Origin of the sequence: Janthinobacterium sp. 64 (assembly GCF_002813325.1) — a bacterium.
Lineage (GTDB): Bacteria > Pseudomonadota > Gammaproteobacteria > Burkholderiales > Burkholderiaceae_D > Janthinobacterium.
Map to the genome: position 1 here is coordinate 12505 of NZ_PHUG01000002.1, position 13730 is coordinate 26234.

Annotated in this window: 13 protein-coding genes; 7 read left to right on the top strand and 6 right to left on the bottom strand. The window is 55.6% G+C overall.

Annotated features, from left to right (window positions below):
- The first annotated feature begins 806 nt into the window (after window positions 1–806).
- Window positions 807–1736 carry a hypothetical protein gene (locus tag CLU91_RS26590; protein ID WP_157814827.1) on the top strand — a complete coding sequence of 310 codons (930 nt, stop codon included), beginning with the start codon at window positions 807–809 and terminating at the stop codon, window positions 1734–1736.
- A 91-nt stretch (window positions 1737–1827) separates the two neighbouring features.
- On the opposite strand, the gene CLU91_RS28055 is transcribed toward CLU91_RS26590, so the two are convergent.
- Together CLU91_RS28055 and CLU91_RS26600 are read right to left on the bottom strand one after the other, a co-directional pair.
- Complete coding sequence (locus CLU91_RS28055) at window positions 1828–2358, bottom strand: restriction endonuclease (protein ID WP_157814828.1); 531 nt, start codon at window positions 2356–2358, stop codon at window positions 1828–1830.
- Window positions 2359–2425: 67 nt separating this feature from the next.
- A complete protein-coding gene (locus CLU91_RS26600) occupies window positions 2426–3499 on the bottom strand; it encodes an integrase domain-containing protein (protein WP_100876953.1) in 1074 nt (357 codons plus the stop codon).
- A gap of 746 nt (window positions 3500–4245) precedes the next feature.
- Here CLU91_RS26600 and CLU91_RS28595 point away from each other — a divergent pair.
- From CLU91_RS28595 to CLU91_RS26625, 5 genes are all read left to right on the top strand, one after another.
- Window positions 4246–4437, top strand: a complete 192-nt coding sequence (locus tag CLU91_RS28595) for a hypothetical protein (protein ID WP_100876954.1) — start codon at window positions 4246–4248, stop codon at window positions 4435–4437.
- 338 nt (window positions 4438–4775) lie between these two features.
- Window positions 4776–5846, top strand: coding sequence for a PRTRC system protein D (locus CLU91_RS26610; protein WP_100876955.1), 1071 nt, complete (start codon window positions 4776–4778; stop codon window positions 5844–5846).
- Entirely contained in the window at window positions 5843–6103 is a 261-nt protein-coding gene (locus tag CLU91_RS26615; protein ID WP_100876956.1) for a hypothetical protein, read from the top strand. The genes CLU91_RS26610 and CLU91_RS26615 overlap by 4 nt, the downstream gene beginning before the upstream one ends.
- Window positions 6104–6320: 217 nt before the next feature.
- On the top strand, window positions 6321–6629 hold the full coding sequence (locus tag CLU91_RS26620) for an H-NS histone family protein (protein WP_100876957.1): 309 nt from the start codon (window positions 6321–6323) through the stop codon (window positions 6627–6629).
- Window positions 6630–6821: 192 nt separating this feature from the next.
- Window positions 6822–8048, top strand: a complete 1227-nt coding sequence (locus CLU91_RS26625; protein ID WP_100876958.1) for a hypothetical protein — start codon at window positions 6822–6824, stop codon at window positions 8046–8048.
- A 246-nt stretch (window positions 8049–8294) separates the two neighbouring features.
- Here the strand turns inward: CLU91_RS26625 and CLU91_RS28760 are convergent, their stop codons facing one another.
- From CLU91_RS28760 to CLU91_RS26650, 4 genes are all read right to left on the bottom strand, one after another.
- The gene (locus CLU91_RS28760; RefSeq protein ID WP_100876959.1) at window positions 8295–8441 is read right to left on the bottom strand and encodes a DUF1016 family protein; all 147 of its coding nucleotides are present in this window, start codon (window positions 8439–8441) and stop codon (window positions 8295–8297) included.
- 146 nt (window positions 8442–8587) lie between these two features.
- Entirely contained in the window at window positions 8588–10396 is a 1809-nt protein-coding gene (locus tag CLU91_RS26635; RefSeq protein ID WP_100876960.1) for a phage integrase family protein, read from the bottom strand.
- A 755-nt stretch (window positions 10397–11151) separates the two neighbouring features.
- A complete protein-coding gene (locus CLU91_RS26645) occupies window positions 11152–12375 on the bottom strand; it encodes a type II toxin-antitoxin system HipA family toxin (RefSeq protein ID WP_100876962.1) in 1224 nt (407 codons plus the stop codon).
- Complete coding sequence (locus CLU91_RS26650) at window positions 12372–12689, bottom strand: helix-turn-helix transcriptional regulator (RefSeq protein WP_100876963.1); 318 nt, start codon at window positions 12687–12689, stop codon at window positions 12372–12374. Before CLU91_RS26650 ends, CLU91_RS26645 begins: the two co-directional genes overlap by 4 nt.
- Before the next feature lie 418 nt (window positions 12690–13107).
- On the opposite strand from CLU91_RS26650, the gene CLU91_RS26655 reads away from it, so the two are divergent.
- Window positions 13108–13716, top strand: coding sequence for a DUF4145 domain-containing protein (locus CLU91_RS26655; protein WP_157814829.1), 609 nt, complete (start codon window positions 13108–13110; stop codon window positions 13714–13716).
- The last annotated feature ends 14 nt before the right edge of the window (window positions 13717–13730 follow it).

Here is a 13730-nt window from a genome sequence, read left to right on the forward strand (position 1 = left end):
GGTTGCAGCCATGGACTTTTCCTGCACTTGCCACCGACAAGCAGACAGTGAAAAGAGCTGGAAGAAAAGAAAAGTGGTGTGGACATGAGAAGCCTCCAGAAATGCGTGGAGACAGCTGTGCCCTGTATCGGGTACGCTGGTCCCCGACTAAGCATGAAAACGCAGGTATTTTTGCTTATACCGCGCGCGGATAAAAGAAGGCCCGGAACTCGAAAGTTGGGCCTTGGATGGCAACGGCATCGCACCATTGCTGTCGTTCTCCAGATGGGAGAGCGAAATGCGTGCGGAGAAAAATACCGTACGTTGGATATGACGTTGAACAACACGTCGTCGGCGTGAGCCGACATGTATGGTGGCGGGTAACGACCGCTACGCCTGCAAGATAGACCTATTTTGCAAGATCTTGTGTTGCCAGCGATTGGCGAACACAAGAGCAATGTGAGAACGATTCCCACAAAAAGCATGCTCATTTTAGACGCACCTGGTGAAACTTCAAGCCGTGGCCGTCGTCTTCCTGCCACGCCTCAACTGGCACAGGCGTTTTTGTTAGGTGGTTTGCGATAGGGCGCAGCGGTTTGTCGTGAAGGCTTGATGGCACGACACGCACCGGGCCATTTATTTCCTTCAGAGCCGCAGCTGCAGCGCAGACGGCGTGTGCCGGGATTCTGCTCAACCCATTGATAGCCTTGACGGCGTCATCGCATCGATGTCCATTCCTCTATGCAGTAATGGCGTGGCGGCGACTTGAGAAGCCGTCTCACGCTTTTACACTGAACCTCCTACATTCTCATTTATCGGAGGCTAGCATGTCGAACAATGCATCTTCCTTAGTCGCGCTGCATGGTTTATTACGTACCACTGCGGCTTCGGCTATCTCATGCCACAATACTGCGCGGGAACCACAGGCCGGCTTGGCCGAACGGCTTTTGTTGGAAGCTGCAAGTGACCGTCATGTGTTGGCGGCCTTGGCTGCATATGCTGTCTCTTGCGAGGTTGAGGCGCCGTCGCGGTCCGGCGCCATTCGTGACGCGGTCATCGCCCGTACTCTGCAAAACAACTGTCTGGTGACCGTGCCAGATACCTTTGTCGGCGGCGAGGTGGTGCCGGCATTCCGTGTTGGTGCATTTCTGTGTGGTGAGGGGGCATTCAAAACCATTCAGATTGACCCGTGGACAGCTCCCTGGACGTCGATCTCGTTCTGGGACGCGAAAAGGATCAGTGTCGAGAGTGGCATGGCACTGCTGACAGAGCGGCAGGCATTGGCCATCGCCTGCAACATCATGCGCCAGCCCATCAACTGGACTGGCGGCGCAGTGGGACATGGTCGGCTGTATCAAGGGCTGCACAAGGGGACATGCGAGGGGCCCCAGCCAGGTATTCACCGCTCAACGTGTCTGTCTGAACGCCGTTGGCATGTTCTCTCCAACGGTGAAGTGATTCATGACGTATCTGGAAATGCCTATACATGGATTTTCGACGACGTGCAGGGGGATGCGGATGGTATTGTTGCTGGGCCATTCCCCTTTAACTCACCCACGGTAGATCGCATTGACGAGTGGCTGTATCTGAGCGGAGCTGGCGACGGCCCATCGGCTGGAGAAGATTATAGTGGCGAGGCCTTGATCCGGGGCGGCCACTGGTTTTCGGGGGATGTCGCGGGAGTCTTTCATCTGCGCGCGCATGAGGTGGATCGCGTTGAGCCAGAAATTGGCTTCCGCGTCACCGTTCCAGGTTGAAGCGGACAATGAGATCGCCGCGTATAGGCATCTGGCGGCGATCCATTTCTTTACATTCGGAACTGCTTACTCCGGTTTTAGAAGGCCGTTACTACCATAGGTGGCCCAGTTGGCGTTGTAACAGAAGTTCCAGTAGCCGTTCGCCACTGATCAGAGTGAGCCGACTATTCCCCAGGTGCTGGTAAAGCGCCGCGCCGCTGCGTCCCGAGTGGACGAACAGGCCGGCGTGATACCGATACGTTGCCACCAACTCAGCAAATTCCCGCACATGGTCGGCTGACACATGCTGGCAATACCGCTTTACCTGTACCGCGCACCATCCATGGTGCGGATGCCATGCCTTGCCATCGATGCCGCCATCGCCGGTGTAGCGCACATTGCGCCAGACAAACAGGCCGCAGTCTTCCAGCGCCGTCAGTACTATTTCCTCGAATATCAGCGGATCTACCTTGCGCAGGAAGGCGATGCATCTGGGGTTCAGATACGGGCCGTCCCAGGAGCGCAATTGCCGCAGCACAGCGCGGGATTTGGCAACGTTGTTGCGGTGACGTGGTCTGTGGCGCAGTCGCCAGGCATTGATACAGCGCGATGCAAGGCGGCAGACGATGGAAGACAGCGGCATGCGACGCCGCCTTTCATCGGACGTACGCGACTGATCACGCCGCGGAATAGGGCGGTGAGTTCTATCATCACGGGACAAGGTCACAATCAGCCTCCTGTACTGGTTTTTTCTGCATGGGGGAGCCGAGATAGGCATTGCTGATCTGTGGGCGGTTGTGCCCAAGTTGCAATGCCACCTGATGGTAGAGCGCGCGTAGTGCTTCCGTGTCCAGGCACAGTTGCCCGGCGCGCACCGGTGCCTGGCAGTCGGCAATGTCAAAGAAGAGATCCCCCGCGAATTCGTGGCGTAGTCCATGCGGAGTGACGCCAAGGTCGGTTTTAGTCAAGCCAGCCTTGCGCACGACGTTGGAAAACAGGTCGAGCGACTGTTTCAGTGTCAAATCCGGGTGCCCGATATGCGAGTGCCGGAAGCGGGCGAGGCGACAGGCTTCGCTCAACGCTCTGCGCTGTGCATCGTTACGTACTGCCGCGAAACGCAAGCGGCCTCCCTTGGTGCCGCGTTTGATGCGCAAGAAACTAATGAAACCGTCAGTGCCGTGCTGCGGGTAACCGGCCGGCAATGCGTAGGCTGGTACCTCGGCGGCGTGCGGGCAGAACATCACCGCTTCCTTACGCCGCAGTCCGAATGCCAGCAGCATGCGCAGTTGCGTACCGACCCTGTCGTCCATGGCCGTCACGGCATCGATTATCGTGTCCACATTGACGCCATTCCCGGTCCAGCTCTTGTCGCTGTCTGCACTGTAGTGCCGAGTCACCAGGTGCACATCATGGACATATTGCTCAGCACTCTGAACCAGTCCGGGTTTGCCGATCCAACGTGCAAACACCCGCAGAAAACTCATTTGCTGCTGGATGTAGGCGGGGCTGAACGGCTGGCGCACCGTCTTCGCCACCCCTTGCCGCGGGGAACCGATGGTCTTTCCCGTCCAGTGCAGCATGAGTGCGCAGAGGTGCTTGCTGCTTAGGTTATCGGGCGTCGGTTTGAATCCCAGTGCACGCAGGGTGGTAAATGCGCGTTCCAGGCCCAGCTTGCGCGCTTCCATGGTGTTGTGGGACACCACTTTGTTGCGATACGCATGCTTGCCGTTATGTTCCAACAAAATCATGTCCAGTTGGGTTTTCCAGTTGCTATTGTTCGTCATCACCAATCTCCTTGTTCAGGCACCCTCACCGCGCAGCCGCATGCCATCTGGCGCAGACGGATAGTCCCGTTGCACGCTCGTCCTCCTGCTCCTCGGATGTGGTATCACGAAGCTGTGCAGTCCCGTTGAAACAATTTACCGACGTGGCGCTGTCAGTACCACGTCGAATGCTTGGCCATTTTCCAGGTGCGGCGAGACGCGGCCAATGTGCGTTCGTCCTGCGGGCGAGGAATTGCAGGCAATGCGTGTGCCCTAGGCGCACTGCTTTCTTGGATAGGGTCTATCGCGCGAGCGAATGGTCTCTTAAAAATGCGCATGCCGAAGACGGGTGGATTTCGCCTTGCCCGACTACCCCCGCCTCAAGGGCGGGCAGTGCCACGCACAGTGCGTAGCAAAGGCTGCCTGGTTGACTGCCAGGCCCAACTATTGAATGTCGAGGAGTCCATCTCCCACGCCGATATCCAAGGTCCTACCACCGGACCTTCTGGCGCTACGTGCATACCGATATGCTCGAAGCCTCACGGGCAACGGCGGCATGTCGACATCCGAGGATGGTCGCACGAGGGGAAATGTGTAATGGGAATTGCTGAGATGCCGGTCGTGCCGACACGCCCCAGATCATGTCTATGGGCTATCTGCATGCATCGCGTTCAGCAGGCGATGATGCTCCTGACGGCTCACGGCGGTGCAGGAATGATTGGATACGGACGTCGATCTCGAGGATCGGATACAGAGAACAGTGGGCCATGGTTCCATGGCTCCTTCATAACGGACTGGTGATCCAGTCGACAGTGGCAGGTTACGACTGCGACGGTGATTTCGCTCACGGGCGCTGCATTGAGACCGCGATGGTCATGGAAGCAGGTCCAGACAGTGCTCCCAGATTAGGCGGCGCGAAAATCGAAGTCAAGGGGATTTTTGACCGCGAAAAATTGTAATTGAACCCCAATTTAAATTGTAAGACCCCAAAAAACGTTTTTTTCACTTGAGAAGTGAACGGAGAGTGATACCTCTGATTGTAAATCGTATTGACGCATGTCGATGCGGAGCTCGGCACATTGGGTGGAAAGCGTTTCCACAACGGGTGTGGAACAGTTGGAGAGCGGCTCTTAGGGCCAAGTTGGGCGCCGCCTTGGTGCGAAAACCATTCCAGTCGCACTGCAAATGCGATGGAGGCGCGGCAAATTAAAAAGGGGCGCATAAAACGCATTCTGTTTGTCCTCATTGCATGCTATCTGGCAGTACATTTTTGAAATGAGGTCGGCAGGAGAGGATCATGAATCCAGTGGTACGGGCGGTCGATGTGGGACGTGGGAACACGAAGTTTATTGTCGGCATCAAAGAGGATGGAACCCCGCAATGTGACATGTTTCCTTCACAGGCAGCGCCATCCGAGTCGTTGCGTGACCAGGATGCCTGGGGCGCAAAGCGCAAGACGACGACTGTGCCGATCGAGGGCCTATTTTACGAAGTTGGTCCCGATGTCCATTTGGCAGCAGACGTTTTCTCGGCGAATATGCTGCAAAACGATCACTACTGCCTTACACCTGAATATATGGCGTTATTGCTGGGGGCTGTGCATTACATGCAACTTGAGCATATCGATCTTCTCGTCGTCGGTCTTCCTGTCGCCACCTTCAAGCAGCGGCGCTGGGTAGCGGCATTAGAAAAAAAGGTGCAGGGTGAGCATCAGCTAGGGAACGGCAAGCGGGTCACTATCGCGCGGGTCAAGGCAGTGGCGCAGCCGACTGGCGCTCTCATGTATTACGGCCTTGCGTATAACCGGGTCGCCGAGTTACGCAAGGAGCGCAGTCTCATTGTGGATCCTGGCCGGCGTACTTTCGATTGGATTGTCTCTCACGGTATGCAGCAAGTGGAAAAGCGCAGCCATTCAGTCAACCGTGGCATGTTCGACGTATTGCAGTCGATCGCCGATGGCATTAGTCGGACGACTGCATCACAATACCGAGATTACGATGTGATTGACCGGGCGCTACGGGAAGGCAAGAAGCCGGTGATATTTCAGTCCGACTACGATATTGCGCCCCATTTGGCCATGGCGCTCAAGATACCGGAGCAAGCTGTCGCCGAAATGACGCGCTATGTCGGAGATGCCGCCGATCTCAAAAATATCATTTTGGTTGGCGGTGCCGCGTTCTTTTACAGGAAGGCGCTCAAGGCAGCTTTTCCGAGGCATATGATCACCGAGCTGAAAGATCCGATCTTTGCCAATGTCAAAGGATTTCAGTACGCTGGGACCGCATTTTCCAAAACACACCAGGTTGGTGTCGGACCGGAGCTGGAAAACCCAGAGGTACCGCACGTGTTACCCAGGAGTGCTTTATGAGCGCGGTAATGCGAATGAGCTTTGTCCTGATGAGCGAGGATATTCCAGCCCTCTTTGATGATCTTCAGCGCTTTCCGAAAGGTCCAAGGAGAATTAACCGGCTGCGTATTCTCGCGTATGCTGGCCTGATGGCGTCGGAAGTGCGGTCGCGCCATGCTGAGTCCGAGCGTCTACACGCCGTGGAAGCGCCCAATGTAGCGGCTGGCGATCCGCTAGGTGATGCATCACTGGAGTTTTTCGGGCCGCCGCTGCGATAGGGTAGTCTGGAATGGATTTGGCCAATTGCCTTAACGTCCGATCTGTCGTGATGCTACCGCTAGGGTTGTGCGCTAGAAAATAAGCGATGGCCAGGATTGATGCCACAAATTAGGTGCAGGCTTGGAATTTTTTGAAAAAGTTTGCAACTGAACGGATGATGGGGGAGAGAAATGTGTTAATTTCCCAGTCATTCAAACGTTTTAATAGGTGAATTCTATGAATCTGGAAAATCTGAGCATTGCGGAATTGCGTGCATTACAGGACGACATCAAAAAGCAGTTGAAGGTCCGCGAGCAAAAGGATCTGGATGAAGCGCGGGCAAAAATTTTGCAAATTGCGCAGAGCCTTGGAAAATCGGTCAAAGAGTTGGTCGGTGACGGTGTCCGGGTAAAAACCCAAACGGTTGCAGTAAAGTATCGTAATCCGAATGATGCCTCGCAACAGTGGAGTGGCCGCGGCCGCCAGCCGAAATGGGTTAAAGACTGGGTTGATTCGGGTAAGGCTCTGGATCAAGCAAAAGTGTAACCCTTCCACGGTAGATGATCGCGTTCAGCTACCGTGGAAAATGATTGGCCGCCGATGGTGCTTCGTCTGGGTTTGTGCTCGGAGCTTGGTAAGTTGAGTCAAGAAGTCGGCTTTGATTTTTTGCAGAATGCCCATGTTCGCTTGCCGATCTTGATCGACTAGCCGCCGCTAGACGCAGCCCGTGGAGGTGAGATGGCCTGGCAACACCAGACGATAGAAAGGCAAGCGCTTTTTGATCAGGTCTGGGCGGAACCGATGACCAAAGTCGCCAAGTTCTACGCCCTGTCGGATGTCGCCTTGCGGAAAATCTGCGTAACATTAGATATTCCTTTGCCTCCGCGTGGATACTGGATGAAGGTAGTGAAAGGGGCGACGCTCTACAAGCCGACGCTGCATGCGACGAGCGTGGCTTCGACGTATACGCGATCCAAGTACTTGTCTCATGTGGATGAGGAAATAGAAGAGCGGTTTGCTCAAGCAAGGCATGATAGCCCGCCGCCACTATTGGCGGACTTTCCAGCGTATTGTCCCACGCGAGATCATCAATCCTTTCAGCCAGAAACCAAGCTGGTCGTGCGAGCGATGAAGGGTATTGACGTTGAAGAAGGGGTTCGTAATTCTTCAGGCGTCACTTGGGCAGATATTTCGGTGTCCGACGGTGCAGTCGAGCGGTCGCTGCTCCTGGTTGATCGATTCGCCTATGCATTAAGATGTATTGGTGCCCAGTTTGACAATTCCCATCCCCCACTTCCTTCCCTTCATCGTGGCATGCGGCGGGACACAAGCCTCAAGCGGAACTGTTTCGTCATTCGCAACCAGCTGTTCTTTGTCCGCATCCGTGAGCGTATAACGCAAGAGCTCGTTCCACCTCCTCAGCTTAAAGCTCGCCCGGGCCGGCCGCGATTAGCGCAGTTGCGGTCAACATGGGAATACCGCCCACCTGAATATCGCTATATTTCGACCGGGAAGCTCCATGTGGGGATCTTCAATGTCAACGGGTATTTCGAGTGCTACAAAATGGAAGACACTGCTAGCGCGACGATTGAGAACAAGGTTCAGAAGGCGGTACTCTGGATCGAGAACGACACGCTTCGGCGTCATGTACGGGCCACCGTGTACGAAGAGCGGGCACGTGAGCAGCGCGCCAAGGTCGCGGCTTGGGAGCAGCGAAAGGCGCACAAAGAACAGCTACTTGCGAAATTGGCGACCTTTGAGAGCATGTCCAAGGATCTCGATCGTGCGGAATCGCTTCGCCGGCTCCGGGACCGGATATTGGCTCAACCAAGAATGTCAGCTGAGCTCACTGGAAGCATCGAGCAGCTGACGTTAATGGCTGATTGGCTTGATCCCCTCGTCAAGGCAGCTTGGCCAGAGGTCGATGATGTAGGTGACAAACATCCTGACAGCGGCCTTTGGTAGCACACGTGGATAGGAAATGAGAGCTAAACCAGGTGCGGTAACACCGGGCCTAAGATCTGATCGCCGGTTACTATGTATTGTAATTTTAGCCAATTTTTCAGTGTGTCCGGGCTGTCTGTTGTTGATTGTTGGGAACGGATCTATCTCCTGAGCAGGATTGGCAGAACCTCCGCAAGGGCCAGTTTGCAATCGATGGCGCCGATGCAATGTCGCTCGCAGGCCAATTGTATGCGCTGGCAGGACAGCTCACCCTGTTTCATTTGCTGCAGCTTCCTCCATGTACCAGTGGCGCGCCACCTCACGCTCCACCCGCAGCAAGGTGCGATAGTGGGTCCGGCTCAATTCGTGACGCAGCGCGTCGCGAATTGGAAACGTCAGATAAAAACCGCGCATATGGCGCACATGGTACCGCGGTACTCAAACTGGACGGGCCATTTCTGTCAGAGCATAAAACTTGCTGTAGGGCTTGAGAGGACGCTGTGTTTGCAGGCAATCTTTTCGATGCGCTGCAAAAAACGGACCGCCCAACGACTACTTTTTCAACGCTTCCGCGCCTGGTTCTTCTCGTGCTGCTGTAGAAAATACTTCGCGGCCTCTTCAGCCGTCCGTTTTTCCTTGGCACGCACATAAATGGATGTGGTAGCCGCACTCACATGTCCCAGCACTCCCTGCACCACATCCTGTGGCATGCCACTTGCTACCGCCAGTGTGCCAAACGTATGGCGGAATGCGTGTGGAGTGGTAGTCGCTAACTGCGCAATGTCTTCGGGCTGGATGCCCAATTCAAGAAGAGTGTGCTGAAGACGTTCAATGGAAGAGGTAATTAACCGGTATAGCCCATCGCTGGTATAGCCATTGCCCACTTGGTCCTCATGGCGCGCGATCGCCGCTGCATGGCGTGGGATGACCAACGGTGCCAGGAGCGCCCTGTCTTTGACTATCGGGTTACTGCTCGAATCAACCGGCGGGTGGTCGAAGTCGAGACCGCGATCCTGCCAGTGTGCGCGCAGTGCGTTGAGGGTACGCTCGCTTACCGGTACCTCTCTTTTTTTGTTTCGCTTGCCGAGTACGCGTAGCGTTGAGACAGTTGATGCCCACTGGCTCGGTTTGAGATCTGCGCGCCGACTGCCAGCGGCCTCTTCGCGTCTTAGCCCAGAGTCGCCGCACAAGAGAATGGCGGCAAGCGCTGCCCGATCTTGTGCATTCTCGGCGGCATCGGCGCGTTGCGACAATTGATCAACGAGTAGATCCCACAGGTTATCATCGAGGGCTTTTTCGACCTGGATGGCGTGAACTTCTTCTGTGACCGCCGGATCGACGACGGCCACCCAGGGATTGCCTCCCAAATAGCGTACGCGGACGAGGTACTCGAACGCGGCTCGCAGAATAATTACCGCCTGCTTTTGTGTCTTGGCGGTCATCGGCTCCGGGGTAAACGGGCGCCATTGCTCGGTAAAGCGTGCCGCTTTCTTGCCGATGAAGGCCGGGGAGGGGGCAATCAGGAAATCCTTGTAGGCGTTGCAGTCATCGACCAGCAAGGACGACATCGGCTTGCGTCTGATCATGATGGCCCATAACAAGAAGCGCTCAAGTTCCTTGCGATACGCACGCAAAGTATGTGTCCTGCCTTCGAAACGCGCAAGGTAGGACTCGATGGCCTGCAAGTCGTCATCTGCCTGGATAAAACAGAATTTGTGATTGCGATTGATACCGGCCGAGCCGTCGAATGCACTCGAGAGGCTGAAGTGTCCCAGCGGTGCTAACCGGTATGTTTGCAGGGGATCAAGCAGAAAGGCCGGGGCAGGGGGCCGGCCGGCCGGCGCAGGAGCCGGTAGTTCGCCTAGCGTCTCCTTGTTACTCTGCAGCCACGCAATGATGACGCTGGCGCGTTTGGCTCCGATACGGGGAATCGATCTCCACCAGCCGGGACCTCTGAGCCTGATCAGGCTAATCAGGTCGGCAATCAGGACAATGCCTTCAGCGTGCAATACTGCAGCGGTTTTTGGGCGCAGCCATTGGGAAACCGCTTGTCCGGGCTGCGGCACCGCTGGCGCCAACGCTGCGGCTGACACCAGGCGATCCAATGATAGGGATATTGCATCGGATTCGAAGGATCCTGTCAGTAGCCTGGTCAGTTCGGGATCTGTTATTAAGGCACGGCCGCCCAAGTCGTCGCGCATGGCATCGAGGAATCGCTCAAGGCCATGCCGCACCTGCGGGCTGTCGCTGCTGTAGTAAAGTTCAGCAATCCGGGCCAGTGGCAGCTTCAGTAGGTGTGCGCGTAACGCGGTGTAGTCTGCCCGGGTGTAGCTGACTGCTGCCGTGACGACATGCGTGTTCTGTGCCATGAAGGTAGTTCCGTAAGAGCGATGGAAATGTGGTGTCGCCAAGCATATCGACAGGCCTAGGATCGGTTGTGCCTGGTGGTGCAACACGTTGCTGGATCATCGTTGCTGGACCGGTAGAGTGACATGGCGGAAGGCAGGCGAAGGCACATGGATGGAGCAAGAATTGCTGCAGTTCGATGCCGATTTCAGGCGAATTTTAGCATAAATGCTTGCCTGATAATAACAATTATCAGGCAAGGAGGCTTTGAAAGAAAACGGCCGAGAGACCGTTTTCCCGTTCGTTTGCACATAGTTGTTCCCGAAATTTGCATAAATTTGTTCCTCCCCCCCCCTAGCAGCAAATCTTGAGTACGCCGACATCTTACTGAGGTGCTAGCCGACAGCATTGTTGGGTGTTCAAGAAATTGATTGAACTGTGACTGTCTTCGATTCATCCGCTTGCGCAAACCTTATCCGTGCAACAACGCCCCCCCCAGCATCCGAACGCCGCCAGCATTTTCGCTGCATTGGATTGAAGGTGAGTGGTCGGCGTTAATTGCGGCTGCTTGCCGGTCGGCTGATGCGGAGCTCTCCATCGAGCGCGTGATGCCCAAGACGCTGTTGAACGAGCTGCCGGTGGTAGAAGTTTTCGGGCATTGCGGAGAAGCCGCTGCGGCTGAGTGCACTAGGTGCCAATATGGTCGAAGCTACACAAGCGACAGCCTCCACGCCGACAACGAGTTGCTCTAGATGCTCATCAATATGACCGAACAACGTTATGCCATCCTCTTCCGGTTTGCTTCGATCGCGTTTTTGATGGAGGTCCGAGTGGCTGACTTAATGCCGCTCTCTTTTGCATCAGGGGCGAACTGGCCCGCCACGGCCGTGATGCGCTCAATCGTTTGGCGAGCCCATGTCTCAGGCAGGTCGACCGCAGCCGCCAGCTTGAGCAGGTGTTGCAGCCCCGGGTGACGACCTTCACCGCTGACCGTCATCTGGTGCTCACCGCCAACGCCGACGTTGTACGTCAGGTCGTAACACGGCGCCAGCTCCCACTGCATCGATTCGTTCATCACGTAGGCGAAATTCTTGGTGTGGTCGTCACGGTTGTGGAAGACGACATTGAATACACATCGCTCGAAAGCCTTTTTTACCTGCCGCTCGTCCTTGGTCAGGGTTCTGGTCGCTTTTAAGAACACCGTATAGTCCCGTGTCGGCAAACGGAAATTGTCGTCAAGCAAACCAGCCAGGCTCAGGGTCGGCACCCGCATGCCGCCTTGACGATCAAAGCGCTCGATTCCGAAGCCGGCCAACTTCGGGGACAAGTCGAAGTATTTCGTGGCGGGCATGTCCAGGTCGCATTTCTCCGCCATGGTAGCGTACAGCTTCTCGATAGCACATACTTCCTTGGTTTCACCCTGAGCCTGGAATTTCACCAGCCATGCTGCGCCAGGCGCAGCACGGTCGGTGCTGACCTGTCCCGTAGCGCCGTTGTACTGAACCAGAACCTTTGGTCGCGCGCCGTGGGGCGAGCCGCCAGTCAGTGCCAGCTGTTCGAGGGTCGCGGTATCTTTGCCTGCCAGCACCGCCTGCGCGCCTTCGGCCAGTACGCGCAATTCCTGATATTCCGGATCATGGCTCAACGCATCGGGCGGCGTAAACACCATCGCACCCATCGCGCGATCATTGATGAACGCCAGTCGATCCAATGGTGAAATGCCGACCGGGTCGCGCCCATCCTTTTGGAAGCAGCGGTCCATCAGAAGCCGGCCCCAGCCGTCAGGCAACGAATCGGCAATCAGCCCCGGCAGGTTCTCTTGGCTGTTCGGAAAATCCGAATAGGCCACTTTGCGCAGTTTCAAGTAAATTGGAGAGAGTTCGATACCCCGCTGTAGTGCTTCATCAGAGTATTCGAAAAGGAGAGCACGTCCTTCGTGTGCAAGCGTGCCGAGATGCCATTGTTGGCCCCATCCGCAAAAATTGACGTTGAGCTTTTTCATGACACCCTTTTATTTTTCCGGGGAACACGTTGGCGAACTGGCCTGCTGGCTTCTTCCAGTTCCTTGATTGACGTCGGCTTTTGCAAAAAGAGCGATTCAAGTTCTTTTGTCAGGCCCAAGGCAACGACAAGGCGCAACGACGTTTCGAGTGTGGCCTTCCCCGTCTTTTCAAAACCAGACACCGTGCCCAATGCGACGCCCGCGCGCTGTGCGAGTTCAGGTTGAGAGAGTTCCAGGCGCATGCGTTGTGCTTTGAGACGCCGCGCTATCTCCATGCACAGTTCGGTGGGTGTGGCGAATGTAAAATCCAACATTTTGAAGTTAGCGCACTATATGGAAAGTAATTTCACTATTTTAGCATTTAAGGAACTTAGAACGAAGTGCATATACTACTAAATTCATATAAGTGAAGTTATTCTCTTATTTGAGGATTTAACTTCAAGTTATTGATCTAAGTAGCTGGTAGTTAGTCATGGAAGCACATCACGCCGGGGTCGTTTCTGATCGTCACGGAGATCACCCTCAGCCGGCATCCAAACGGCGAGTTCACGTGGCGGGCAGGCTCAATAGACCGGCTGGCGTCAGTGCCTTCGGCGACTCACTCCACGGTTGCTGCGAAACGCCTTTGCACGTCAACGATTCCCCATTTTCTGGCCCTTGATCGTCGCCTCGACACTCGTCCTCGCGTACACTGTGCAAACGGCGGTCTTCGTCGTCTTTCTTTCGCTACCTATGAACGATCTTGAGTTTGTACAGCACGTGTCGGCGCCCCTCGGCCAGCTATACGGGGAAGCTAAGCGTAGCGCGCGGCAATTTCCCAGAAATACCTTGATCGCGGCAAGGTCGATGGCGAGCATGTGTTGCGACCTGCTGCGCCGGCATGAGGTAGTCGATTGGCCGGATGGCTTGGAAGAGAAAATCCGGGCATTGGAGCAGGCACGACGCATTAACCGCGACACTCGGGACCGGCTCACCCAGCTACGCCGATGGGGCAACGCAGCAGCACATCCCGAAGCGAGCTTGATCGATGAGACGCACCAGTCGGAGCGGGCTGGACGCGCCTTATCGGCGACAATCGCACTGCTTGAAACTGTGTTTCAGGAAGTGCATCACGGTGCAGCGGTACCCGCCTACTGGATCGTTGAGGACGATACAGACGAGCTGCAGGCGACTTGCTACCGTGCGTTGTTCGACAACAAGCCTGGTGATCAGCATCAGGTGGCGCTGTTATTACGTCATCAACTCGACACAAAGATCGCCGAGGTGAGATTGCAACCAGACCCTGAATTGGAGATGTGCGGATTCAATCGGTGGTCGCAACACTCTAACCTAAACGCCTAGGTTACAGGAGTGTT